19 protein-coding genes and 1 pseudogene are annotated in these 24,610 nt (G+C 61.3%); 6 read left to right on the top strand and 14 right to left on the bottom strand.

Going from position 1 to position 24,610, the window contains the following annotated elements; genetic code table 11:
• Positions 1–108: 108 nt before the first annotated feature.
• From BN1127_RS15925 to apbC, 4 genes are all read right to left on the bottom strand, one after another.
• A complete protein-coding gene (locus BN1127_RS15925; RefSeq protein WP_041205760.1) occupies positions 109–1,581 on the bottom strand; it encodes an inorganic phosphate transporter in 1,473 nt (490 codons plus the stop codon).
• A gap of 348 nt (positions 1,582–1,929) precedes the next feature.
• Positions 1,930–2,511 carry a dCTP deaminase gene (gene dcd / locus BN1127_RS15920; protein WP_005328350.1) on the bottom strand — a complete coding sequence of 194 codons (582 nt, stop codon included), beginning with the start codon at positions 2,509–2,511 and terminating at the stop codon, positions 1,930–1,932.
• Between the two features lie 63 nt (positions 2,512–2,574).
• Complete coding sequence (udk, locus tag BN1127_RS15915; RefSeq protein WP_041205758.1) at positions 2,575–3,219, bottom strand: uridine kinase; 645 nt, start codon at positions 3,217–3,219, stop codon at positions 2,575–2,577.
• A 108-nt stretch (positions 3,220–3,327) separates the two neighbouring features.
• Positions 3,328–4,410, bottom strand: a complete 1,083-nt coding sequence (apbC, locus tag BN1127_RS15910; protein WP_005328348.1) for an iron-sulfur cluster carrier protein ApbC — start codon at positions 4,408–4,410, stop codon at positions 3,328–3,330.
• Between the two features lie 185 nt (positions 4,411–4,595).
• On the opposite strand from apbC, the gene metG reads away from it, so the two are divergent.
• On the top strand, positions 4,596–6,629 hold the full coding sequence (metG, locus tag BN1127_RS15905; protein WP_042650070.1) for a methionine--tRNA ligase: 2,034 nt from the start codon (positions 4,596–4,598) through the stop codon (positions 6,627–6,629).
• A 67-nt stretch (positions 6,630–6,696) separates the two neighbouring features.
• Here metG and BN1127_RS15900 read toward each other — a convergent pair whose 3' ends face one another.
• Both BN1127_RS15900 and BN1127_RS15895 read right to left on the bottom strand, forming a co-directional pair.
• Positions 6,697–7,440, bottom strand: a complete 744-nt coding sequence (locus tag BN1127_RS15900) for a CHAD domain-containing protein (protein WP_042650069.1) — start codon at positions 7,438–7,440, stop codon at positions 6,697–6,699.
• Positions 7,441–7,459: 19 nt separating this feature from the next.
• On the bottom strand, positions 7,460–7,732 hold the full coding sequence (locus tag BN1127_RS15895; protein WP_005328342.1) for an acylphosphatase: 273 nt from the start codon (positions 7,730–7,732) through the stop codon (positions 7,460–7,462).
• 83 nt (positions 7,733–7,815) lie between these two features.
• On the opposite strand from BN1127_RS15895, the gene BN1127_RS15890 reads away from it, so the two are divergent.
• Together BN1127_RS15890 and BN1127_RS15885 are read left to right on the top strand one after the other, a co-directional pair.
• Positions 7,816–9,246: a methyl-accepting chemotaxis protein gene (locus BN1127_RS15890; protein ID WP_042650068.1), complete on the top strand. Its 1,431-nt coding sequence runs from the start codon at positions 7,816–7,818 to the stop codon at positions 9,244–9,246.
• Between the two features lie 213 nt (positions 9,247–9,459).
• Positions 9,460–10,653, top strand: coding sequence for a class I SAM-dependent methyltransferase (locus BN1127_RS15885; protein WP_005328337.1), 1,194 nt, complete (start codon positions 9,460–9,462; stop codon positions 10,651–10,653).
• Between the two features lie 413 nt (positions 10,654–11,066).
• Here BN1127_RS15885 and BN1127_RS15880 read toward each other — a convergent pair whose 3' ends face one another.
• Positions 11,067–11,711 carry a glutathione S-transferase family protein gene (locus BN1127_RS15880; RefSeq protein WP_005328336.1) on the bottom strand — a complete coding sequence of 215 codons (645 nt, stop codon included), beginning with the start codon at positions 11,709–11,711 and terminating at the stop codon, positions 11,067–11,069.
• 328 nt (positions 11,712–12,039) lie between these two features.
• Between BN1127_RS15880 and selD the strand changes: the two genes are divergently transcribed.
• From selD to BN1127_RS15865, 3 genes are read left to right on the top strand one after another with little or no spacing between them, the layout of a single operon-like run.
• A complete protein-coding gene (selD, locus tag BN1127_RS15875) occupies positions 12,040–13,077 on the top strand; it encodes a selenide, water dikinase SelD (RefSeq protein ID WP_041205752.1) in 1,038 nt (345 codons plus the stop codon).
• A gap of 52 nt (positions 13,078–13,129) precedes the next feature.
• On the top strand, positions 13,130–14,260 hold the full coding sequence (mnmH, locus tag BN1127_RS15870) for a tRNA 2-selenouridine(34) synthase MnmH (RefSeq protein WP_005328332.1): 1,131 nt from the start codon (positions 13,130–13,132) through the stop codon (positions 14,258–14,260).
• Entirely contained in the window at positions 14,254–14,898 is a 645-nt protein-coding gene (locus tag BN1127_RS15865; RefSeq protein ID WP_042650067.1) for an MBL fold metallo-hydrolase, read from the top strand. The genes mnmH and BN1127_RS15865 overlap by 7 nt, the downstream gene beginning before the upstream one ends.
• Here the strand turns inward: BN1127_RS15865 and BN1127_RS15860 are convergent.
• From BN1127_RS15860 to BN1127_RS15830, 7 genes and pseudogenes are all read right to left on the bottom strand, one after another.
• Positions 14,874–15,890: a response regulator gene (locus BN1127_RS15860; RefSeq protein WP_042650066.1), complete on the bottom strand. Its 1,017-nt coding sequence runs from the start codon at positions 15,888–15,890 to the stop codon at positions 14,874–14,876. The two genes, BN1127_RS15865 and BN1127_RS15860, sit on opposite strands and share 25 nt — an antisense overlap.
• Positions 15,887–17,587, bottom strand: a pseudogene (locus tag BN1127_RS15855) (hybrid sensor histidine kinase/response regulator); the annotation flags it as partial. The gene BN1127_RS15860 and the pseudogene BN1127_RS15855, both read right to left, overlap by 4 nt.
• 157 nt (positions 17,588–17,744) lie before the next feature.
• Positions 17,745–18,032, bottom strand: coding sequence for a 50S ribosomal protein L25 (gene rplY / locus BN1127_RS15850; protein WP_041205748.1), 288 nt, complete (start codon positions 18,030–18,032; stop codon positions 17,745–17,747).
• A 163-nt stretch (positions 18,033–18,195) separates the two neighbouring features.
• On the bottom strand, positions 18,196–19,038 hold the full coding sequence (locus BN1127_RS15845) for a hypothetical protein (RefSeq protein ID WP_041205747.1): 843 nt from the start codon (positions 19,036–19,038) through the stop codon (positions 18,196–18,198).
• 98 nt (positions 19,039–19,136) lie between these two features.
• Positions 19,137–23,063: an ATP-dependent RNA helicase HrpA gene (gene hrpA, locus BN1127_RS15840; protein WP_042650065.1), complete on the bottom strand. Its 3,927-nt coding sequence runs from the start codon at positions 23,061–23,063 to the stop codon at positions 19,137–19,139.
• Positions 23,064–23,239: 176 nt separating this feature from the next.
• Positions 23,240–23,662 (bottom strand): CBS domain-containing protein, encoded by a 423-nt coding sequence (locus BN1127_RS15835; protein ID WP_005325086.1) that lies wholly within the window; start codon positions 23,660–23,662, stop codon positions 23,240–23,242.
• Between the two features lie 82 nt (positions 23,663–23,744).
• Entirely contained in the window at positions 23,745–24,584 is an 840-nt protein-coding gene (locus BN1127_RS15830; RefSeq protein WP_082030131.1) for a helix-turn-helix transcriptional regulator, read from the bottom strand.
• Positions 24,585–24,610: the final 26 nt, after the last annotated feature.

Raw genomic sequence — 24,610 nt, 5'->3', positions numbered from 1 at the left:
TCATGATCGGCCGGAATATGTAGCATGGCGGCTAGCAGTGGCCGAATCGATCCCAGCCATGAAAAAAGGGCCCGCAGGCCCTTTGTCATTGATGCAGTGTGTTGGCTATCAGCCACCAAACAGGTTGTTGCTGATCAGGAACAGCCCGCCGGAGAGCAGCATGGTGAGCGGCAGGGTCAGGACCCAGGCCAGCAAGATGGTCTTGATGGTCTGGCTCTGCAGGCCCGATTTGTTCGCCACCATGGTCCCCGCCACAGCAGAAGAGAGGATATGGGTGGTGGACACCGGCATGCCGGTCAAGCTGGCCACCCCGATGGAGGCAGCAGCCGTGATCTGGGCGGCGATGCCCTGGCTGTAGGTCATGCCGGAAGAGCCGATCTTCTCGCCCACTGTGTAGACGATACGGCGCCAGCCCACCATGGTGCCACAGCCCAGCGCCAAGGCGATGGAGACGATGACCCAGGTCGGCGCGTATTCGGCCGTAGCGGTCAGATCCTTGCGCCATTTGGCCAAATCGGTCAGCTCCTTGGCTGGCAGCGGCAGCTTGGAGACCTTGCGAGCGGTATCATCGATACAGAGCAGCAGACGGCGCACCTCGCGGCGATCGGTCAGACTCATCTCCTCGTAGGTGCGCACCTGGCCCAGACGGTTGTCCAGGGTGGCCATGGCCTCGAGGGCCTCACCGGCCTCGCAGTGAGTCATCAACTCTTCCTGAGCATGGGCAGGCACGCTGAAGTTCACAACAGTGGATACCTGCTCCTGGTTGCGCTGGTAGATCTCCATGATGCGCTGGTTGGCATCCTGGGTTCTGTCCAGATCGTAGGAGCGGCTGCTCATGTCCAGTGCGAAGTAGGCGGGCGCCATGCAGATCAGCACCAGCATCACCAGGCCTATGCCCTTCTGACCATCGTTGGAGCCGTGCACGAAGCTCACCCCCATGGCGGAACAAATCAAGGTCACACGGGCCCAGAACGGCGGATGCTTCTTGCCATCCACCAGCAGTCGCTCTTCCGGGGTTTTGTGTATCTTGCTGCCAAGCCAGACTCGCTTCATGGCGAACAGCAGCAAGGCGGCGATGATGAAGCCCACGGTGGGAGAGATGATGAGGGAGAGCATGATGTCGATCGCTTTACTGACGTTGATGCCCTCTTTCAGAGGCTGATCACTGATCAGGGCATAGGCACCGCCTACCCCCAGAATGGAGCCGATCAGGGTGTGAGAGCTGGACGCCGGGATGCCGAAGTACCAGGTTCCCAGGTTCCAGACAATGGCCGAGAACAGCAGGGAGAACACCATGATCAGACCCTGGGTCGAATCCATGCCGAGCAGTAGATCGATGGGCAACAGATGGACAATGGCATAGGCCACCCCCAATCCCCCCATCATGACCCCGGCAAAGTTGAACAGGCCGGAAGCCACTACCGCGGTGTGTGCGGGCATGGCCTTGGTATAGATAACCGTTGCTACCGCGTTGGCGGTATCGTGAAAGCCATTGATGAACTCATAGGCCAGCACAAAAAAAACGGCCAATACCAAACCGATTGACCACCACAAACCCAAACCACTAAACATTTCAAACATAAAAAACGAACCTGTTTATGAGTTGCGGCGGATTATGCCAGAAGGCTCGGTGTGCCATACCCGTTGTTGAAATATTTCAGTAAGAAAAAAAAAGGGCATTCCGTCAGAAAATGTCTTAGGCCCAGCAGGAATGGGGCTTGTCATGGATTAATTAAAGGCCGTCTACACCTTGTGGATAGGCGCCAATCAACACCAAACATCCATCATTGGGCCACAAAACCAGCGATTTTATACGCGTTTTACCATCACGGCAGCGCATGGGGCGCCGTACAGCACGTCCCCTTCCCTTCGCAGAAAAAGCAAGAGGGTGCCGAAGCACCCTCTATATAAGCAGCATGAAGGCGGACATCAGTCCTGGTTGATGCGGCTTGCCACCGCGCCTTGCTGGCTCTTGTACTTGGCGTTTTCCCGCTTGTTGTAGGGACGGGCCGCGGCGCCGGAGAGCATCTCGAAGTTCAGCGCCCCTATCTTCATCTTGGGACGCAGCGCCAGCGGCAGCTTGCCACCGTTGTAGAACTCCAGCACGATGCGACCGGACCAGCCCGGATCGATGCGGTGCGCGGTGACGTGCACCATCAAGCCGAGGCGTGCCAGGGAGGAGCGTCCGTCCAGCCAGCCGACGATGTCCGCAGGCAGGGTCACGGATTCGTAGGTCACCGCCAGCGCCAGTTGCCCCGGGTGCAGATAGAAGGCTTCGCCGTCCGGGATGTGGATCTCGTCGCTCATCACCCGATCGATGGCATCGGCCATCTCGGCACTGGTACCGCCGAGGTCGATATAAGGCGCGGCATGATCGCGAAACACGCGAAACTCGTTGCCGAGCAGCACATCGACGCTGACGCCACTGATCCGCTCAACACCGGGCCTCGGCTCAATGACGATCTTGCCTTCATCCAGATGGCGTTCGATATCGGTATCACAAAGACGCATTCGGCGACTCTCCTGACAAAAGTTTCATTTAAAAAAGCCGGGCATCACCCGGCTTGTTTCATATCAACCAATCAACATGTGGCGGATACGCGCCTTGAGCATGTCGATGGCGATGCGGTTCTTGCCGCCACGGGGCACGATTACGTCCGCATACTGCTTGGACGGGTCGATAAACTGCATGAACATGGGGCGGACCGTCTTCTGATACTGCTTGAGGACGGAGTCCATGGTACGGCCACGCTCTTGCACGTCACGCACCAGACGGCGCAGCAGGCAGATATCCAGCGGGGTATCCATGAAGATGGAGGCATCCATCAGCTCACGCAGACGACTGTCGGTCAGCAGCAATATGCCTTCCAGGATGATGACCCGGCGCGGTGCGAAAGCGGTGACTTCGCTCATGCGCGTGTGTTCGGTATAGGAGTATTGGGGGATATTGACGGCATCCCCTTGCACCAGCTGGGTCAGATGCTGCACCAGCAGATCGTGATCCAGGGCATTGGGGTGGTCATAGTTGGTCTTGACCCGCTCTTCCATGGTCAGGTGGGTCTGATCACGGTAGTAGCAATCCTCGGTGATCACACCAATCTGACCTGCGCCCAGCTCGGCCACCAGCTCTTCGTAGATGGTTTGAGCGATAAGACTCTTGCCGGATGCGGATGCACCAGCAATACCGATGATCACACACGAATGTTGAGTATCAGACATTGAAAATACCTAAAGAGAAGAGCACTGGGGATTGTTTAAACCGATCCATTATATAAAAAAGGGTGGGCCATGCCCACCCCAAATCCATTGCAACCGGCCGACAGCCGATTATTCGTCCAGCGCCACCGTGTAGAGCGGGGTCGCAATCGGTTTACCGCTGAAATAGAGTTCAGCCCCCACCCGACGGGCCAGTTTCAGATAGGCCTCAGCCAGCCCGCCTTCCGGTGAACCGAACACGGTGGGACAGCCATCGTCCATGTGCTGGCGGATGTCGATGTGCAGCGGCAACTGACCAAGCAGCGCCACTTGATACTGCTCAGCCATCTTCTTGCCGCCACCGGTACCGAACAGCGCCTCGTGATGACCACAGGCACTGCAGACGTGATAACTCATGTTCTCGACGATGCCGAGCACCGGCACATTGACCTTGTTGAACATGGCGATCCCCTTGCGGGCATCAGCCAGTGCCACATCCTGCGGGGTGGTGACGATCAGGGCGGCCGTCGTAGGCACCTGCTGGGCCAGGGTGAGCTGGATGTCCCCTGTGCCCGGGGGCATGTCCACCACCAAGTAATCCACCTCGCCCCAGCGGGTCTCGTGGAGGATCTGCGCCAGCGCCTTGCTAGCCATGGGGCCGCGCCAGATGGTGGCATCCTGCTCCGCCACCAGATAACCGATGCTGTTGGTCTTGAGACCGCAGGCCATGACGGGCTCCATCAACTTGCCATCCAGGCTGTGGGGGCGCTCCTTGAGGGTCCCCATCATGGTCGGAATGGAGGGGCCATAGATGTCCGCGTCCAGAATGGCGACCCGCGCCCCCTCCTTTTGCAGCGCCAGCGCCAGGTTGACGGCGGTGGTGGACTTGCCCACCCCTCCCTTGCCGGAGGCCACCACCAGGATGTTGCGAATGCCCTGTACCGCCGCCAGTTGCTGGGCGCGAGGCATGCTCGCCACCTCGATGTCGCACTGCCAGTCGACGATGGCGGCGCCCGTGGCGGCCCTGATGTGCGCATCAAACGTTTCTTTCATCTGTTCAAACAGGGTCTGACCGGCAAAGGGCAGCACCAGCTTGATGGTCAGGGTCTGCTCATGCTGCTCGACGGCACGCACAAAACCGGCTGCAACCAGATCCTGGCCCCATCCGGCCGGCTTAAATTCGGCAAGGATCTGTTTTACTGAATCAATCACCATTAACTCCCCATTATGTTGTCGTTATCCTGAGGTGAACGGTTACCGCACACAAATCAGTGGCTTGCCGACGCCTTGCTGTTCCTGTCAGCCAAGGCCCCGGGGGCCACAACCCTAGGCAGGCCGCCCCCAATTCGGGTAACATGCTCGGCACTGTATCATCCCAACAGGCACATCAAGAACGTATTATGGCAACTGATCCTCGTAGAATGCTGGTAACCTGCGCCCTCCCCTATGCCAACGGCTCCATCCATCTTGGCCACATGCTGGAACACATCCAGGCCGATATCTGGGTTCGTTATCAGCGAATGCGTGGCAATCAGGTGCATTTCGTCTGTGCCGATGACGCGCACGGCACTCCCATCATGCTCAAGGCGCAGCAGATGGGGATCACTCCCGAGGAGATGATCGCCGCCGTATCCCAGGAGCATCAGGGGGATTTTGCCGGCTTCAACATCAGCTTCGACAACTACCACTCGACCCACAGCGACGAGAACCGCGAGCTGGCCGGGCTCATCTATGGCCGCCTCAAGGAGTCCGGCAAGATCAAGATCCGCACCATCTCCCAGCTGTTCGATCCGGAAAAGTCCATGTTCCTGCCGGACCGCTTCGTCAAGGGTACCTGCCCCAAGTGCAAGTCCCCGGAACAGTACGGTGACAACTGCGACGCGTGCGGCGCCACCTACAGCCCGACCGAGCTTATCGATCCGAAATCCGCCGTCTCCGGTGCGACTCCTGTGATGAAGGACTCCGAGCACTTCTTCTTCGATCTGCCCCAGTTCGAAGCCTGGCTCGCCGACTGGGTGCGCGGCTCAGGTGCCATCCAGGAAGAGATGGCCAACAAGATGCAAGAGTGGTTCGAATCGGGTCTGCAGCAGTGGGACATCACCCGCGACGCCCCCTACTTCGGCTTCGAGATCCCGGGCGCCCCGGGCAAGTACTTCTACGTCTGGCTGGATGCCCCCATCGGCTATATGGCGTCGTTCAAGAACCTGTGCGACAAGCGCGGCGACATCGACTTCGACAGCTACTGGAAGGCAGACTCCGACGCCGAGCTCTATCACTTCATCGGCAAGGACATCGCCTACTTCCACTGCCTGTTCTGGCCGGCCATGCTGGAAGGAGCGGGTTTCCGCAAGCCGACCAAGGTCAACGTGCACGGCTATGTGACCGTCAACGGCGCCAAGATGTCCAAGTCCAAGGGCACCTTCATCAAGGCCTCCACCTACTTGAAGCACCTGGATCCCGAGTGCCTGCGTTACTACTACGCAGCCAAGCTCAACAGTCGCATCGACGATCTGGACTTGAACCTCGAAGACTTCGTCTCCCGGGTCAATGCGGACGTGGTCAACAAGCTGGTCAATTTGGCTTCCCGCAACGCCGGCTTTATCGCCAAGCGTTTCGACGGCAAGCTGGCCGATGTGTGCAGCGAACCCGAACTCTATAACGAGTTCGCGAGCGCCCGTGCCTCTATTGCCGATGCCTACGAGGCCCGTGAGTTCAGCCGCGCCATCCGCGAGATCATGGCGCTCGCCGACAAAGCCAACCGCTATGTGGATGACAAGGCTCCCTGGGTCATTGCCAAGCAGGAAGGGGCGGATGCACAGCTGCAGGACGTCTGCTCCGTCGGCATCAACCTGTTCCGGGTGCTGATGGCCTACCTCAAACCCGTCATGCCGCACCTGGCCGAGCGCGCCGAAGCCTTCCTGGGCGAGACCCTCTCCTGGGATGGCGTGGCCAAGCCGCTGACCAACCACCAGCTGGCCCCGTTCAAGGCGCTGTTCTCCCGCATCGAGCCCGCCAAGGTGGAAGCCATGGTGGAAGCCTCCAAGGAAGATCTGGCCAAGGAGCAGGCGCCAAAAGCGACAGGTCCCCTGGCAGACGACCCCATCAGCGAGACCATCAGCTACGAGGATTTTGCCAAGATTGACCTTCGCGTCGCCCTGATCAAGAAGGCAGAAGCCGTACCGGAAGCGGAGAAGCTGCTCAAGCTGCAACTGGATATCGGTGGCGAGACCCGTCAGGTGTTTGCCGGCATCAAGTCCGCCTACAATCCGGAAGATCTGGAAGGCAAGCTGACCGTGATGGTAGCCAACCTGGCACCGCGCAAGATGCGCTTTGGCATGTCCGAGGGCATGGTGCTGGCCGCTGGCCCGGGCGGCAAGGATCTCTGGATCCTGGAGCCCCAGGAAGGCGCCCAGCCAGGTATGCGCGTCAAGTAAGCGCAGCCGACATCCAATTGAAAAGAGAGGCCCGGCGCCTCTCTTTTTTTATCCCTTTTTCTTCCCGCTAATCTTGGCGCTGCAACGCCATCCGCAGACCAACAAGCTCCGCCTGTCGGCAGTCCAGCTGGTGCAACTGGCAACGTATCGCCTCCCGCAGGGCGCGTACTTTCTTGTCACGCCCCTTCTCGCGACGCAGCCGCCTGCGCCATTGCCGCGCGTCTTGCAACTGACCCAGCCTATCCTGCCACTCGATCAGCATGGAGAGCCAGGCCGGATCGCCCTCCCCCTGTCCCACCAGCAGCTCCACCCCATAGCGGGTTTGCTTCAGAACCAGCCGCAACCTGTGCCAGTGGCGCAGCCGCAGCCTGTTGCCGGCCGACGGTCTCTCCAGCCCGGGCTCGGCCAGGCAATCCGCCAGACCGAGCGCGATATGCATCTGAAAAAGCGGCAGGGGATTGAAGTCGGCAGGGACTTGCAACAATCGGTCCAGCCAGCGAGCCAGTCGTACCGTCAGCATGGGCACCCGGGGCACAACCTCGGGTTGAGCCTTGCCACCAAAGTGCGCCGCATAGACCTGGGCATCCCGCAGGGCGGAGAGTCTGCCCGCCGCACGCATCAGTCGCCGCTCCAACCCGGGCTCATGGATCAGGGGACGCCACAGGGCGAGCAGGGCGAGCAGGCGACGGGTCGCAATCCGGTAGGCATGGACCTCCTCCGAGCCCGCCCGCTGGCGCAGGGCCAGGGTGGCGGCCCAGTATTGATCCATGAGACAGCGTGCCTGCTCTAGCCCCTTACCCTGATCCATCATCTGCCGGCCTCCTGCCTGCTCAGTTGGTATGAAAACCGGATCCCGCAGGAGGCAATGCCCGGGTGCACTCCATCTTGGTCACAGTGGCCGTTCGGGGCCCGTGTTCCAGCCAGCCCAGCATCATCTGCACCTTCTGCTCAGGACCGGCGATGAGGATCTCCACAGAGCCATCCTCCAGGTTGTAGGCATGTCCTCTGAGCCCCAGCTGCAGTGCCCGCTCCCGGGTGAAGTAACGAAACCCCACCCCCTGTACCTGGCCCCACACCCGCACGATAAACGATTGCTCTCCCATTTATCACACCTTCCCCTTAAGAAATTTTCCCCCAAGGCGATAATGAGCACGACACTCTCTCCCTTGCAGGACGCAATACCATTATGAAAGAAGTTAAATTCCGGTGGGTTGACCGTTATCTCATTCACCTTACGATCAGCGAAAAATTTCTCATCACCTTCTGGTGCCCCTTGTTGTTCATCGCCTTCCTCACCTGGTACTTGCTGGCCGACGGTCATGATCAGCAGATGCAGATCCGGTTGGATCAACTCAAGCAACGGGTCGAGACCACGGCCCAGCTGATCACCCAGCAGCCCACCCTCACCCTGCCGGCCGAACTCACCCTGGCCCCCACCGGCAGCGCCGGTCTGAGCCAGCAGGGTGATCGCTTTCAATATAGTGCCCAGGCCGGTCAGGCCGGTTTTGTCAGCAGCACCCTGGACGCTGGCCACTTTTCCATGTGGGATGGGCAGGGGACCACCCTCACCATCATCGCCGTGCTGGCCGCCCTGCTTGCCCTCATCACCCACTACCTGATGACCTTCGTCTCGGGGGCCCTCTACTCCACCAACAAGGCGCTGCAGACGGTGGCGAACGGGGATCTCACCTTCCGCCTCAACTTCTTCCCGGTGCGGGACGAATTCTCCATCCTGGCGGGCAGCATAGACCGCTTCACCGATCGTCAGCACAAGATAGTGCAACTGGTGGAGGAGTCCGCCGAAGCGCTCACCATGGCCGCCGACGAGTTCCGCGAGCACGCCAGTGACGGCGAGACCCTGGCCCGCGCCCAGCGCCAGCACATGGACTCCCTGGCCGCCGCCATGGAGCAGATGTCCGCCGCCATTCGCGAAGTGGCCCGCAACGCCAACGACACCCTGCTGCAGACCCGCCAGTCCAGCGAGGAGGCGGCCAACGGCGCAGAGCGCGTGGCTCGCACCATAGCCGCCATCCGTACCCTGGCGGACGAGATAGGCAACGCCTCAGGCGCCGTCGAGCGGCTGACCCACAATGCCAACCGCATCAACGAAGTGGTCAACGTCATCAACGCCATCTCCCAGCAAACCAACCTGCTGGCGCTCAACGCCGCCATCGAGGCCGCCCGCGCCGGCGAGCAGGGCCGCGGCTTCGCCGTGGTGGCAGACGAGGTACGCACCCTCGCCAGCCGCACCCAGCAGGCCACGGTGGAGATCCAGCAGATGATCGAAGAGCTGCAAGCCGGCACCGGGGCGCTCAACGACATCATGGAGAAGACGGTCGGGCGCGCCGCCAGCAGCCAGCAGCTCATCACTGAGGTGGGGCAGGACATCGACAAGCTCAGCAGCCACAGCGACGCCGTGCTGGAGATGAGCACCCAGATCGCCACCTCCAGCGAAGAGCAGAGCTCGGTCGCAGAGGAGATCACCCGCAACCTGGATCAGGTGCGCCACGAGGCGAGCCGGGTGGAAGAGTCCGCCAGCGCCTCGGTTGCCGGCACCACTGGCCTCAAGGCCACCGCCACCGAGCTCGGCCAGGCCATGACGGGCCTGCGGATCTGACGCCAGCCCAGTGCCACAGAAAGGCCATCTCGCAGATGGCCTTTTTTCATCCCCTGTCCTGCATCCCGCACGGGCGATATAAACCTTGTCTGTACATACCCCCGGCGCCACAACACCTGAGCTTGTGCATTTATCGCTGCGACGCGGCTTGCGCACAAACCGCAACAGCCCCTACTATATGCCCCCTTCTCTTTTTAGCATCGGCAACTACCCATGAGCGCTTCCATCTATCTCGTCAAAGGCCGCGAAAAATCCCTGCTGCGCCGTCACCCCTGGATCTTCTCCAAGGGGATCGACAAGGTGCAGGGCAACCCCATCGATGGCGACACCGTCGAGATCTATTCCAACGATGGCAAGTGGCTCGCCCGGGGCGCCTGGTCAGGCAGCTCTCAGATCCGTGCCCGGGTCTGGACCTTCGACAAGGATGAGACCGTCGATCTCGACTTCTTCATCCGCCGTCTGAAATACGCCCAGGAGTCCCGGGATCCGCTGATCAAGCGTCAGGGCCTCACCGGCTATCGTCTGTGCGCCGCCGAATCTGACGGCCTGCCGGGCCTGACCATAGACCGTTACGCCAACTTCCTGGTGTGCCAGATCCTCTCCGCTGGTGCCGAGTTCCAGCGCGAGCTCATCACCCAGGCCCTGCGTACCCTCTACCCCGAGTGCAGCATCTATGAGCGCTCCGACGTGGCGGTACGCAAGAAGGAAGGGCTGAAAGAGCGCACCGGCGTCATCCATGGCGAGACCCCGACCGAGCCTGTGGTGATCGAGGAGAACGGTGGCGTCAAGATCCTGGTGGACATTCGCAACGGCCACAAGACCGGCTTCTATCTGGATCAGCGAGACAACCGCCAGGCGGCCGCCAAGTACACCGAAGGCAAGCGGGTGCTCAACTGCTTCTGCTACACCGGTGGTTTTGGCGTCTATGCCCTCAAGGGGGGCGCCAAGGAGGTGGTCAACGTGGATCTCTCCCAGAACGCCCTAGACATCGCCCGCCAGAATGCCGAGCTAAACGGGCTGGATACCAGCACCACCCAGTTCGTGCGCCACGACGTGTTCAAGCTGCTGCGGGAATACCGCGAGAAGGGCGAGAAGTTCGACGTCATCGTGCTGGATCCCCCCAAGTTTGCCGAGAGCAAGGCCCAGCTGCTGGGCGCCTGCCGCGGCTACAAGGACATCAACATGCTGGCGTTCCAGCTGCTGGCGCCGGGCGGCGTGCTCTTGACCTACTCCTGCTCCGGCCTGATGGAGCAGAGCCTGTTCCAGAAAATCGTGGCCGATGCGGCGCTGGACGCTGGTCGCGACGCCCAGATCCTGGAGCTCTTGTCCCAGGCATCCGATCACCCCATCGGTACCGCCTACCCGGAAGGCTTCTACCTCAAGGGGCTGGTGGTGCGCGCCCGCTAAGCCGCGCCAACCAGCGCTGGCACTGTGCCAGACCAAGGCTTGATGGCAAGCCATACCCTAGAGAAGGCCCGCTAGCGATAGCGGGCCTTCTCTGTTTTGCGTCCCCAAGAGATAACGAAGCTCACTCCGTCTGTCCCCTCCTCAACTAACCGCTACTCCTCCCGTCCCCTCGCCTTTAGCCAAGGTTCATGCTCATCGGCAGATGGCACTCACCAGCAGTGAACATGGTCGATTACCTTATGCAAAAATATGAAAATAAAATCACATACCTTGGAAAATCATCGGGGAAATATCAGACAAAAGCGCATAAAAACTCATTTTCCTGCATGCAACACGCTCCCCCTCTCCCGACCATTCCCCCGTCCGACATCAGTGCTGGGTTGGTTGCCTTCTGCCGGGATCTCGCGCCCGGCTCAGTCACGGGCCGGCGCCCCCAGGGGGAAGTAGTGGCGGTAGGGCCTCGCCTCATCCACCACCCGGACGATGGAGGGCTGACTCAGCAGACGGGCACGGTAGGCACGCAGCCTGGTGAGTGAGTGCGGGATCTCATGGGCCCAGTCGGCATAGAAGAGCGAGGGGGCGGCGGCGCAATCGGCCAGGCTGAACGCCTCCCCTGCCGCCCAGGTGCGTCCGGCAAGGTGTTCGTCAAGCCAGGGGTAGATCTTGTCCAGCAGCTCTCTGGCCTGGGCGACGCCATAGCCATCGTGATCCCCCGCCGGGCGCATCCTGTCCAGCACCACCTTCTGCATCGGCGTCATCACATAGTTGTCAAACAGGCGGTCGAGCATGTGAACCTCGATCCCATCCTCCCCCGCGGGCACCAGACAATGGGGGCCGGGATGCGCGCATTGGAGATATTCGATGATGGTGCTGCTTTCTATCAGGGTGCGCCCCTGATCCACCAGCACAGGAAAGCGCTTGAGGGGCCAGAGGCTGGCGAGTTCGTCCTTCACCGTCGCCGCCTCCAGGTTCAAGTAATCGAAGGGGACGTCATTCTCGTAGAGGGCGATCAACACCTTCTGGCTGTAGGACGAAAAGGGATGGGCATAGAGTTTCATCGGGATCACTCCTGTGTGGGTGGCGCCCTGCCAGTTTATTCCCATCTGCCCTCGTCTGCCGCCTGGGCCATCCAGGACACTGATGAGGCAGCAGTATCTTGGCCCTCTTGCCGTCAATGGGGTTCGGAATCCTCACCCTCTTTGTGGCATAATGCGCCGTCCCGTGACTCCGTTGGCGCGACCCTGGGGGCCAGACTCTCAATGCCATCCGGCACACCCTGCCGGCCCGCCGCCCATCCGGATCACCCGTCTCTGGTGGACCCTCACAGGGGTCGCACCCTTATCGCGTCACGCGCGCCGACATGAGTTTGAACCAAGAGGGGTAAGCATGTCTTCCATTCGTCTGACCCAGTACAGCCACGGCGCTGGCTGCGGCTGCAAAATCTCCCCCAAGGTGCTCGACACCATTTTGAAGAGCCAGATCCCGGGCTTTGACGACCCGACCCTGATCGTCGGCAACAGCAGCAAGGATGACGCCGCCGTGGTGGACATCGGCAACGGTCAGGGCATCGTCTCCACCACCGACTTCTTCATGCCCATCGTCGATGACCCCTTCACCTTTGGCCGCATCGCCGCCACCAACGCCATCAGCGATATCTACGCCATGGGTGGCAAGCCCATCGTCGCCATCGCCATCCTCGGCTGGCCCATCAATACGCTGGCGCCGGAAGTGGCCCAGCAGGTGATCGACGGTGGTCGCCAGGTGTGTCATGAGGCCGGTATATCGCTCGCCGGTGGCCACAGCATCGATGCCCCCGAGCCCATCTTCGGCCTCGCGGTGACCGGCATAGTGCCGCTGGGTGCCATCAAGCAGAACGACACCGCCCAGGTAGGCGATATCCTCTACCTGACCAAGCCCCTTGGCATCGGCATCCTCACCACGGCCCAGAAGAAGGGCAAGCTCAAACCCGAGCACGAGCAGCTGGCCCCAGAGGCCATGTGCACCCTCAACAAGATTGGCCAGCAGTTTGCGGCCCTGCCCGGCGTGCATGCCATGACGGACGTGACCGGTTTCGGGCTGGCGGGCCACCTGCTGGAGATGTGCGAAGGCTCAGGGGTGTGCGCCCGCCTGGATTTCAAGGCACTGCCATTGCTAGACGAGGTGGATCACTACCTGAGCGAGGGCTGTGTGCCGGGCGGCACCCTGCGCAACCACGACTCCTATGGTCACAAGCTCGATGCCATGGACGAACGCACCCGCAACATACTGTGCGATCCGCAGACCAGCGGCGGCCTGCTGGTGGCCGTCGGTCAGGAAACCGAGGCCGAATTCCTCGCCATTGCCGAGCAGGCCGGGCTGGCTCTCTTCCCCATTGGCCGCTTGCAGCCACTGGATGGCGCGCGCTTTATCGAGGTCATCCAATGAGTGCACTGCGGTTTGTCGCCCCGACGGTTCTGATCTGTCAGGGGGATGCACGATGAGTGAACTGCCGCTCGAAACGAACCTGGCGCGCATCTTCCTGGAAGACGTGCCCCTCATCGATCTGCGCGCCCCCGTCGAATTCAAGGAAGGGGCCTTCCCCAACGCCGTCAGCCTGCCGTTGATGACGGATGACGAACGCGCCCAGGTGGGTACCTGTTACAAGCAGCAGGGTCAGGCGGCGGCCATCGAACTCGGCCACAAACTGGTGGGGGGCGCCGTGCGCGCCGCCCGTATTGAAGGATGGCTGGCGCAGTTGCGCCAGCAGCCCGATGCCTTGCTCTACTGTTTTCGTGGTGGCCTGCGCTCGCAGACAGTGCAGCAGTGGCTGGCTGATGAAGGTGTCATCCGCCCGCGGGTGGCCGGTGGCTACAAGGAGCTGCGCCGCTTTCTCATCGATACCCAGGAGAGCGCCAGCGCCCAGTGTCACTGGAGTGTGCTGACCGGCATGACCGGCTCCGGCAAGACCCACATGCTGGCGAAAATTGCCCAGTCGGTGGATCTGGAAGGGCACGCCCATCACAGGGGATCCTCCTTTGGCCAGTTGCCGGGGGGACAGCCCAGCAACATCAACTTCGAGAACCGGCTGGCCATCGAGCTGCTCAAGCGCCGTCACAATGGCGAACATGCCTTCGTGGTCGAAGACGAGAGCCGCCTCATCGGTCGCTGCGCCCTGCCGCTGAACCTCTATGAGGCCATGTGTCAGGCTCCCCTGGTGGTGGTAGAGGTGCCTCAGGAGGAACGGGCCGAGCAGATCCGGGTGGATTACGTGCAGGATCTCTGGCAACGCTATCTGGAAATGTACGGCAGCGAGGCGGGTTGGCCACAGTTTGCCGGTTACCTGACCGATGCCCTGGCCCGCCTCAAGCGTCGCCTCGGTGACAAGGACCACCGGGAGCTGGATGACCTGATGCAGGCAGCACTCAATGAGCAGGCCAGCACAGGCGATACCACACTGCACCTCGCCTGGATCCGCCTGCTGCTGACCCGCTACTATGACCCCATGTACCTCTATCAACTGAACAACAAGCGCGAGCGGATCCAGTTTCGTGGTGACAAGCAGGCCTGCCTCGCCTACTTCGCCGAACAGCACGCCCGTCAGACCCATCAGGAGAGTCCCACATGTTGAAGTTCGAGGTGATCCCGGTCACCCAGTTTGCCCAGAACTGCTCCCTCATCTGGTGTGACGAGACCAACCAGGCCGCCCTCATCGACCCGGGTGGCGAGGCGGAGAAGTTGCTGGCGGCCATCGCCAGGCGGGGGCTGACCCTGACCCATATTCTGCTGACCCACGGGCATCTGGATCACGTGGGGGCGGCGGCCGAGCTGCGGGAGAAAACCGGTGTGGCCATCACGGGGCCCCACAAGGAGGATGCCTTCTGGCTCGACATGCTGCCCCAGCAGAGCCAGATGTTCGGCTTCGCCCATACCCCCGCGTTCACACCGGATCACTGGCTTGAGCAAGGTGACAAGGTGCAGTTGGGCCAGTGCGAGCTGGAGGTCTATTTCTGCCCCGGCCACACCCCGGGGCACATAGTGCTGCTCAGTCAAGCCGAGCGACTCGCCTGGGTGGGAGACGTGCTCTTTGCCGGCAGCATAGGCCGCACCGATTTCCCCCGCGGGGATCATGCCACCCTGATCCGTTCGATCATCGAGACCCTGCTGCCCCTTGGGGATGACATCGTCTTCGTGCCGGGCCATGGCCCCAGCTCCACCTTGGGTCGCGAGCGGGTCAGCAATCCCTACCTGACGCAACCTATCTGGTAATCCCCCCGCGCCTCGCGGGTGTCCCACTGAGTCTTGAGGCGCAAGATCTCCGGCATGATCTCGAGAAAACGTGCGAGCAGCCGGGGATCGAAGTGCTGACCAGCACCGTCACGCATCGTCGCCAGCACCTGCTCCAGAGGCCAGGGGTCCTTGTAGGGGCGACGCACGCTCAGGGCGTCAAACACATCGGCGATGGCCACGATCCGCGACGCCTCGGGGATCCCTTCGCCGGTTTCTCCTGCGGGGTAACCCGAGCCATCCCACTTCTCGTGGTGATGCAGGGCAATCTCCGCCGCCATACGGAAGATAAGCCCGTCGGAGCGTTTCAAGATTTCGTAACCGATACGCGGATGGGTACGCATGATGGCCCACTCCTCTTCGGTGAGGGGGCCGGGCTTCTTGAGGATGTGATCGGGGATCCCAATCTTGCCCATGTCATGCATGGGGGCCGCCAGCTCCAGCAGGTCCGACTGCTCCGGGCTCCAGCCAACCGCATCGGCCAGGGCACGGGCATAGGCGGCCATGCGCCAGATATGCACCCCGGTGTCGGTGTCGTTGTAGTGACCCGCCTCGCTCAACATCACGATGGCGGTACGGTAGCTGCGCTCGAGCTGATCGAGACGCACCAGGGAGAGGTGGTTGCGCACCCGGGCACGCACCGTGCTCGGGCAGACCGGCTTGTAGATGTAATCCACCCCACCCGCCTCGAACCCCTGACTCTCGCTGTCTGCGTTGTCGCTCGCCGTGATAAAGAGCACCGGGATCCCGGCATACGCCGGGTCGGCCTTGAGCCGGCGGCACACCTCGTAGCCGTCCATATCGGGCATGCGCACGTCAAGCAGGATCAGGGCTGGCTCGTGGCGTCCCACGGCGGCCAGCCCTTCCTCCCCCCCTTTGGCAAAGAAGAGGTTATACTCTTCCTTGAGGATTTGCCGCAGCAGCCCAAGGTTACTCGGCTCGTCGTCAATGATCAGCACTCGCGGTCGATTCATGGTGCAGGTTCCTCACGCGCCTCCAGATAATCCTCCAGCTTGCGGGTGGCGAACGGGATATCGAACAGCTCCAGAGCCGCACTTATTTCGCTCACCAGCTCGCAAGGCAGGTAACTCTTGGCCTGACTCAGCGCCGGCTCAATCAGATCCAGATCCTCACTCACCAGAGCCTGATGCAGGGCGTGCAAGCACGCCTCCCGCGCCTCCCCCTGGGCCTGCGGGGAGCTGACTGCGCCCGGCTCGCGCCCGGCATAGGTATCGATGGACTGTTGCGCCCGCTCCAGCGCCTCGAGGAAGGGAGCGATGAGCTGACTGGTGTCGCCTCCCTGCTCGATGGCCTCGTTCAGCTCGGCGCTGACGCGCGCCACATCGGTGAGCGACAGGCTGCCCGCCACCCCCTTTATCTTGTGTGTCAGGCTCGCGGCCGCATCGGTCTCGTGCTGGGCTATGTAGTCCGGCAACACGGTGCCGACCGTCATGTAGTCATCGCGAAAACGGCGCAGATACTTGAGATAGACCGATGCTTCGCCCCAGTTGCGAAGTCCGGTATCGATATCGATGCCGGCCACCGGCTCCTGGACGAGTGGCTCGTCGCTCACGGCGAGCGGCAGGACGCTGTCCGGGAGATAGCGTAACAAGGTCGCGATGAGCTGCTCCACATCGAGCGGCTTGGCGATGAAGTCGTTCATGCCACTGGCCAGCGCCGCCTCGCGCTGATCCTTGAACACCCCGGCGGTGAGTGCCAGCACGGGAGTCTCCTCCCGTCCCGGCAGCTGGCTCAGGCGACGGGTCGCCTCGTAGCCATCCATCACCGGCATCTGTACGTCCATGAGCACCAGATCGATGCGCCGCGCCGGATCGGCGAGACAAGCCAGGGCCCGCTCTCCGTCGATGGCGGTGATCACCTCAGCCCCCTCCCGTTGCAGCAAGCGGGTCGCCACCTCCAGGTTGATGTCGCTGTCATCGACCAGCAGTACATGTACGCCCGGCAGCCGCAGACGGCGCTGGCCACTCTCCAGCGGCTCCACGTGATCGCGCTTCTCGTGAATGAGGCGTGCCACCGCGTTGTAGAGGCTGGAGCCGGTGACCGGTTTGTGCAGCACCAGATCCACCTGCTCCGAGCCGGGACGGTGCATCAGTTCGTCCTGGGAATAGGCGGTCGCCATGATGATGATGGGTGAACGCTCCTGCCGCTCGAAGGCACGGCGAATAGCCAGGCAGGTTTCGAGCCCGTCCATGCCCGGCATGATCCAGTCGAGCAGGATCACGTCGAAGCGCTCACCCTGGCGCAGCAGGTGGTGCAGCGCCTGCTCACCGGATTCCACTACCCGTGACTGCCAGCCGAGGGAACCCACCGTCATCGACAGGGCGTCGCGGGTCACCTGATTGTCGTCGGCGATGAGCAGCGAGATGTGTTGCAGACGCTCGCTCAAGGCCTCGGGCCGTTCCACCTGCTCCAGCCGGACGCGGAACCAGAACTCGCTCCCCTTGCCCAGTTCACTGGTGACGCCGATCTCTCCCCCCATCAGGTTCACCAGGCGGCGACTGATGGTCAGGCCAAGCCCGGTTCCCCCGAAACGGCGGCTGGTGGAGGAGTCTGCCTGGGAGAAGGCATTGAAAATATTGGCCTGCTGCTCGGGCGGAATGCCGATCCCGGTGTCGCGCACCCGAAACAGCAAGGTGGCCATGCCATCTTTGGACATCAGAGCACCACAACACGTGTCCTGCTGTCAATCATGCCTGCAAGTAAAGACCAATAGTGCTGTTCGAGTATTTTATTTTCCCGACAAAAATACCGTAAAACAAAGAGGCCACCCGATTGGGTGGCCTCTTTACAGGAAAGTTCGTTGCCGATTAGACGCGAACGAAATCCAGGTGAACCAGCTTGTAACGTACCGGGTGACGTTGGATCGCCTTGACGTTTACTTTTACTTCTTCGCCGTTGATGACCAGGGTCAACTCGGAGGAGTAGAACTCCGGCTTCTCTTGGGCCAGGATCAGCTTTTTGTGGTCCAGGGTAACGGACACGGCTTCTTTGCCTGCACCGTAAACGATGGCAGGAACTTGGTCAGCATGACGCAGGCGGCGGCTCGCACCTTTCCCCAGGTCAGAACGGACTTCAGCTTGGAATACGAAAGACATAGTGGTTATCTCTTTTAAGATGAATATATGGTGTTGACTGCGACCGGTCAGCACCTCGCAAAACGAGCGCGAATACTAGCATGGGCCCGGGGTGGATACAAGGTACGAGCGACTCGCCATCCATACCTCCCTGCCGCGGCACCAGATCTTATCCGAACGCGGCTCAGCGCTGCTGCTCCAGACGGGCAAATTGCTGCTGACGCTGGGCCGGGCTCATGGCGTCGAACCGAGCCAGGGTCTCGGCATTGGGGCAATAGAGACGCTGGCCTGTCTGTACCCTGATCCCCTTGCCCATCCCGGGGCGGTTCTCCTCCACCAGCGCCAGCAGATAGCTGTAGGTATCAGACCCGCTGCCCACCTGCGCCTGGAGCTGGCTGGCGATGCGCCAGAGCGTCTCCCCCGCCGCCACCTGGTGGCAGACTCGCGATGCCCCTTCCGCCGCTATCGTAGACAGGGTCAGAGTGGTCCCCTCGGCTCCCTGGCCGAGGGCAGCGATCTGCACAGCCCCGATCTGAGCGGCGGTTCTCTGAGGGATAGGCGCCGCCCGCCCCATCAGGTTGGCCAGCAGCGGCTCAGCCTCCGGCATTCGTCCCCTCCCCGTACTCGCCCCCGGCAAGGAGAATTCGGCGATGAAGGGTGCCACACCCAGTTCCTGAGAGGAGAGAGAGGTGGTGGTGACGGGCAACACGGATGAATGTGGGGCCATGCCATAGGCCATCTCATCGATGCGCTTGAGCCTGGCCAGATAGGCCTTGGAGAGCTGGGCCTCCCCTTCAAACAGATCGAAGGGGGGCACCAGACGGGCAGGAAACAGGATCTGCCAGCGGCCGTTCTTTTTTTTCTGCTCCAGCGGCGGGAACTGATTGCCCCGCCAGGCGGCGAAGATGGGCGGCACGGCCCTGTGCACCGGATAGTACTCCGGATTGAGCTGCACCCAGGTTTGCTCCGCAATGGGCTGATAGCCGCTGATGTTGACCAGCGCAACCCCCAACCAGATCCCCAGCATGTGATGGCCTCCCTTCCTGCACTTCCCTGGCTCTTATCGCCACACTCTTCGCCACGCTCTTCGTCACACTATGGCTCAGAAAACAGACACATAGCAGCTTAGCACTGGGCTATGGCGCTCTGCACCCGTTTATCCGAGATGGGGTACGGCGTCCCCAGCTGCTGGGCGAAGAAGGAGACCCGCAGCTCCTCTATCATCCAGCGGATATTGGCCACCTCCGGCGGGATCGGCTGGGATTTGGGGATCTTGGCGAGCAGCGCCTTGTAGTCGCTCTCCACGCTCTGCACCTTGAGCATATGGACCCGGTCCCGGTTGGGATCGATGGCCAGCTTCTCGAGGCGCCGCTCGATGGCGCGCTGGTAGCGCAGCAGGTCAGGCAGTCGCTGCCAGCCGGTCTCGGTGACAAACCCCTTGTGAATGAGGTTGCCGAGCTGCTGCTGGATGTCCGACATGGCAAAGGCTGTGTCGAGCTGCATCTTGCCCTTGAGTCGCTTCTTGATCTCGTGGGAGAGGGTCAGCACGGCCTCCACCTGCTTGGCCACCTCCACCACCGCATCGTTGAGCTCGGCGCGCACGAACTCCTTGAGCGACTCAAACCCGGCCTCGTCCCAGGCCAAGCCACCGTGCTGCTCGATCAGCTTGTCACAGCCACAGGCGATACAGTCATCAATCAGCTCGGCCACCTTGCCGAAGGGGTTGAAGTAGAGCCCGAGCTTGGCCTTGTTCGGCAGCTTCTCCTGCAGATACTTGATGGGGGATGGCACGTTAAGCAGCACCAGCCGGCGCTGGCCCGCCCACATAAGCTGCTGCTGGGCCACAGGGCTCTCCACCAGCTGGATGGCGACTGAATCTTTCTGATCCACCAGGGTCGGATAGGCCTTCACCTCGAAGCCGCTGCGCTTCTGGCTGTACTCCTGAGGCAGTTCACCAAAGCTCCACAGGGTGAGACCGGACTGCTCGATATCGTCGTCCGCCACCTGGGAGAGGGTCTCCTGCACCTTGCCGCGCAGCGACTCTTTCAAGGCCTCGAGATCCTTGCCCTCGGCGATAGGCTTATGCCTATCGTCCACCACCCGGAAGGTGAGTTTCAGGTGATCGGGCACCGCATTCCAGTCCCAAGCTTCGCGGGGTACGGTGACACCGGTCATGCGGCGCAACTGGCGCTCCATCTCGTCCAGCAGCGGGCCCTGCTCGGGATTGATGCTGGCAAGCAGCGCGTCGGCGTAGTTCGGCGCCGGCACGAAGTTCTTGCGCATCGGCTTTGGCATCGACTTGATAAGGGCCACCAACAGCTCATGGCGCAGCCCGGGGATCAACCACTCGAACCCCTTCACCTCCACCTGATTGAGCAGCGGTAGCGGAATATGCAGGGTCACGCCATCGGCCGCCTCCCCCGGCTCGAACTGGTAGGTCAGCTTGAGCTTGAGGCGCCCCTGCTGCCAGAAGTTGGGGTAGTCGAGATCACTGATGTGGGCGGCATCCCCCTTCATCAGCATCTCTTTCTCAAAGTTCAGCAGCTCGGGATCCTGCTTTTGTGCCTCCTTCCACCACTTGTCGAAGTGGCGGGCGGAGATCACCTCCTCCGGCAGACGGGCATCGTAGAAGCGGAACAGATCTTCGTCATCCACCAGGATGTCGCGACGGCGCGACTTGTGCTCCAGCGCCTCCACCTCGGCCAGGAGCTTGCGGTTCTCGCCAAAGAAGCGGTGGCGGGTTTCGAAGTCCCCTTCCACCAGGGCGCAGCGAATGAAGAGCTCGCGGCACTGGGCCGGATCGATACGGCTGAAGTTGATGGTGCGCTCATTGACCAGGGTCAGGCCGTAAAGGGTCACCTTCTCCTTGGCCATGACGGCGCCGTTTTTCTTCGACCAGTGGGGATCGCTGTGGTGGAGCTTGATGAGGTGCGCCGCCAGCGGCTCCACCCATTCGGGCTCAATCTTGGCGTTGATGCGGGCGTAGAGGCGCGAGGTCTCCACCAGCTCTGCGGCCATCACCCACTTGGGCGGCTTCTTGAACAGACCCGAGGCCGGGAACAGGTGGAAGCGGCCGTTGCGGGCACCAAGGAATTCGGGCTTTTCCAGATCCTTGTTGCCGATATGGCTCAAGAGGCCGGTCAGCAGCGCGCAGTGCACCGTCTTGAAATCCGCCGGTTCATGGTTGGCCTTGAAGCCGAGCTCTTTCACCGTCTGGCGCAGCTGGAAGTGGATATCCTGCCACTCGCGGACCCTCAGGTAGGAGAGAAACTCCTTCTGGCACATGCGGCGGAACGGGTTGCTGCCCAGCAGATCCTGCTGCTCTTTCAGGTAATTCCACAGATTGACGAAGGCGAGGAAGTCGGAATCCTTGTCCTCGAAGCGCCTGTGCTGCTCGTCGGCGGCCTGTTTCTTCTCCATGGGCCGCTCGCGGGGGTCCTGAATACTGAGGCCCGCGGTGATCACCATCACCTCGCTCAGACAGCCGGTTTGCGCCGCCGTGATCACCATCTTCGCCAGACGTGGATCAAGGGGAATACGCGAGAGCTGACGACCGGTTTCGGTCAGCTGCAGCTTGGGTTCTTGCTCGCGGGTACCGGGCAGCTCTCTGACCGCCTCCAGCTCTTTCAAGAGAGTCAAACCATCCTTGATATGACGCGACTCCGGTGGCTCGACGAAGGGGAAGGCCTCCATGTTGCCAAGGCCGAGTGCCAGCATCTGCAAGATGACGGAGGCCAGGTTGGTGCGCAGGATCTCGGGGTCGGTAAAGGCCGGACGGTTGTTGAAATCCTCCTCCGAGTAGAGGCGGATACAGATACCGTCCGCCACCCGACCGCAACGCCCTTTACGCTGGTTGGCGCTGGCCTGGGAAACCGGCTCGATGGGCAGGCGCTGCACCTTGGTACGCCAGGAGTAGCGGCTGATGCGAGCAGTACCCGGATCGATGACGTAACGAATGCCCGGCACCGTCAGCGAGGTCTCCGCCACGTTGGTGGCGAGCACGATGCGCCGACCGGCGTGTTGCTGGAACACCTTGTTCTGCTCGGCGTTGGAGAGGCGGGCGTAGAGCGGCAGCACCTCGGTGTCGCGCAGGTTGAGTTTGCGCAGGGCATCGGCGGTGTCGCGGATCTCCCGCTCGCCGTTCATGAAGATAAGGATATCCCCCAGCCCCTCCCGGGCCAGCTCTTCCACCGCATCGAAGATGCCCTGCAGCTCGTCGCGCTCCTCCAGCGCCTCACTCTTGTCTGCGCTCTTGTCACCGCTCTTTTTATCAGCAAACAGCGGGCGATAGCGCACCTCCACCGGGTAGGTGCGCCCTGAGACTTCTATGATGGGCGCCTGGTTAAAATGGCGGGAGAAGCGCTGCGGGTCTATGGTGGCCGAGGTGATGATCACCTTGAGATCCGGGCGCTTTGGCAGCAATTGCTTCAAGTAGCCCAGGATGAAGTCGATGTTGAGGCTGCGCTCGTGGGCTTCATCGATGATGATGGTGTCGTACTGGGTGAGCATGCGGTCGTGCTGGATCTCGGCCAGCAGGATACCGTCTGTCATCAGCTTGATGTGGGTCTGCTCGCTCACCTGATCGGTAAAGCGCACCTTGTAACCCACGTAATGCCCAAGTTCGGACTCCATCTCTTCGGCAATACGAGCCGCCACGGTGCGGGCCGCCAGACGCCGCGGCTGGGTGTGGCCGATATAGCCCTTGACCCCGCGCCCCAGCGCCAGACAGATTTTGGGGATCTGGGTGGTCTTGCCCGAGCCGGTTTCACCGGCAATGATCACCACCTGGTGCTCGCTGATGGCGCGGGCGATCTCCGCCTGCTTCTGGCTGACCGGTAAATTGCCTGGATAGGTCACCTTAGGCACGCCTGCCAGACGTGACTGGTAGCGCGCCTCGGCGACATCCAAATCAGCGGCGATGGTCTCCAGCATGGCGGCCTGTTTGGCCTCGGGCAGCTTCTTGACCCCGTGCAGACGGCTGGAGAGGCGGCGGGCGTCGAGGTTCATGCAGGCAGAGAGACGGCGGCGCAGCGCCTCGATAGAGAGAGACAAGGTAGGAATTCCTTAAATAAGTGCCCAGAGGGGCCATATCGATTAGCTGGGAGCGATCCTAAAGAGCGAGCGGGGGCGGTGCAAGTCTTAAAGCGGCACCTGCCAGGTTCAATGACGCGGCGGACAATAAAAAGAGCAGGCACCCGGCCTGCTCTCGATGATCCGGCGAAACCGGATCAGACCCGGGCCTGGTGCACGAAGCAGGTACCAAGCTGGGCATGGATGGCCTGCATCACATTGTGCCGGCTGATCACCCCGAGCAGGCGACCCTCCTCCACCACCGGATAGATCTTCGGCTTTTGGCCCATCATCATCTCCGCCAGATCCAGGATGCTGGTGTCCGGCCCCACAGCCAGCACCTCCTTGCGCATTACATCCTTGACCTGGGCCACCTGTTCACAGTGATAGGCCTCTTTCAACATGACGGCAATGCAGTCCTGCTCGGACACCCAGCCAATCAGGTGGCCCTGGCTGTCCACAACGGGGCCGCCGAGCTGGTGACTGTTGAGAAACTTGGTGACCGCATTTTGCACCATCATGTCCGCGCTGAACGTGATGGGTTTGGTCTGCATATAATCCTTTGCCTTGAGTGATTCCATGACGCTTCCCCCAACAGGCCTCCCGACAGGAGGCGCGAGCCGGGCACTATGTCCGGCTCACACCAAGCATAGCTCGTGCCTATCAGGAGATGGACTGCAGCAACAGCAGCAGCTCGTTCTGGCTGTGGCAGTCGGTTTTCTTGAACACCCCCTTGAGGGTGGAACGCACGGTTTCCACCTTGACCCCGCGCAGCTCGGCGATGTCGTTGCTGCTGTATCCCTTGCTCATCAGCACCAGCAGTTCCTTCTCACCGATGGTGAGGGGATAAAGGCTGGCCAGCGCCTCTATGTCGGGATTGAAAGAGTGCTCGGGATCGCGCAATACCACTTCCACGTAACGCTCGAAGCGGCTGAGCCCGCTCATCAGAGTGCACTGGATCAGCAGCGGCCTGAGATTGGCCTGACGGGGAATGGACATATAGGCGCTGGCACCTGGCAACAAATAGGCAAAGCCATTCAAGGTCTCCTTGAGCTGGCGTTGCTGCTCCTTATTTTGCAAAGAGAAAATACCATTGACGGCCCGCAATTCGACGTTTTCATCGGCGATGCGGTTGAACGCCACATTGGAATAATGAATATGCCCCTTGTCATCTATGATGGCGCTGGGTTTATTATGGTTTTTCACCAGTTGCTGCAGCTGATAGTTCTGGGTTTCCAGGGCCAGCAGGTTCCAATAATGCTGGCTCCAGGCGGCCAGACCAGAATAGATCTCTGTCAGCGAGGTGAGATCCCGGCTGCTGAAGTCATCCTGGGCGGCGCCGCGGTAACTGCACAGTGTGCTAAGACCCCGCCCCTTCACGCGGCAGACGCCGCCCGCCGCAAACTGGGCACCAAAACTGGCCAGCAGCCCCACCGAGCTGGAAATGGTATTGGCGCTGACGATTCCCTGGCAGCCCTTGTCCAGATAATGATTGAACCACACATCCTGGCAGGGTGAGAGCGTGAACA

This window comes from Aeromonas media (assembly GCF_000819985.1).
In the GTDB taxonomy this organism is placed as follows: domain Bacteria; phylum Pseudomonadota; class Gammaproteobacteria; order Enterobacterales; family Aeromonadaceae; genus Aeromonas; species Aeromonas media.
The sequence above is the reverse complement of the archived record's forward strand: the minus strand, read 5'-3'. Positions and strand labels throughout refer to the sequence as shown.

Excerpts from the sequence above, each read along its gene's own strand:
- BN1127_RS15835 (WP_005325086.1), bottom strand. The coding sequence starts at position 23,662 with ATGGAATCACTCAAGGCAAAGGATTATATGCAGACCAAACCCATCACG.
- metG (WP_042650070.1), top strand. The coding sequence starts at position 4,596 with ATGGCAACTGATCCTCGTAGAATGCTGGTAACCTGCGCCCTCCCCTAT.
- BN1127_RS15845 (WP_041205747.1), bottom strand. The coding sequence starts at position 19,038 with ATGCTGGGGATCTGGTTGGGGGTTGCGCTGGTCAACATCAGCGGCTAT.
- BN1127_RS15925 (WP_041205760.1), bottom strand. The coding sequence starts at position 1,581 with ATGTTTGAAATGTTTAGTGGTTTGGGTTTGTGGTGGTCAATCGGTTTG.
- selD (WP_041205752.1), top strand. The coding sequence starts at position 12,040 with ATGTCTTCCATTCGTCTGACCCAGTACAGCCACGGCGCTGGCTGCGGC.
- mnmH (WP_005328332.1), top strand. The coding sequence starts at position 13,130 with ATGAGTGAACTGCCGCTCGAAACGAACCTGGCGCGCATCTTCCTGGAA.
- dcd (WP_005328350.1), bottom strand. The coding sequence starts at position 2,511 with ATGCGTCTTTGTGATACCGATATCGAACGCCATCTGGATGAAGGCAAG.
- udk (WP_041205758.1), bottom strand. The coding sequence starts at position 3,219 with ATGTCTGATACTCAACATTCGTGTGTGATCATCGGTATTGCTGGTGCA.
- BN1127_RS15885 (WP_005328337.1), top strand. The coding sequence starts at position 9,460 with ATGAGCGCTTCCATCTATCTCGTCAAAGGCCGCGAAAAATCCCTGCTG.
- BN1127_RS15880 (WP_005328336.1), bottom strand. The coding sequence starts at position 11,711 with ATGAAACTCTATGCCCATCCCTTTTCGTCCTACAGCCAGAAGGTGTTG.
- BN1127_RS15890 (WP_042650068.1), top strand. The coding sequence starts at position 7,816 with ATGAAAGAAGTTAAATTCCGGTGGGTTGACCGTTATCTCATTCACCTT.
- BN1127_RS15895 (WP_005328342.1), bottom strand. The coding sequence starts at position 7,732 with ATGGGAGAGCAATCGTTTATCGTGCGGGTGTGGGGCCAGGTACAGGGG.
- BN1127_RS15865 (WP_042650067.1), top strand. The coding sequence starts at position 14,254 with ATGTTGAAGTTCGAGGTGATCCCGGTCACCCAGTTTGCCCAGAACTGC.
- BN1127_RS15860 (WP_042650066.1), bottom strand. The coding sequence starts at position 15,890 with ATGAATCGACCGCGAGTGCTGATCATTGACGACGAGCCGAGTAACCTT.
- BN1127_RS15900 (WP_042650069.1), bottom strand. The coding sequence starts at position 7,440 with ATGATGGATCAGGGTAAGGGGCTAGAGCAGGCACGCTGTCTCATGGAT.
- apbC (WP_005328348.1), bottom strand. The coding sequence starts at position 4,410 with ATGGTGATTGATTCAGTAAAACAGATCCTTGCCGAATTTAAGCCGGCC.
- rplY (WP_041205748.1), bottom strand. The coding sequence starts at position 18,032 with ATGTCTTTCGTATTCCAAGCTGAAGTCCGTTCTGACCTGGGGAAAGGT.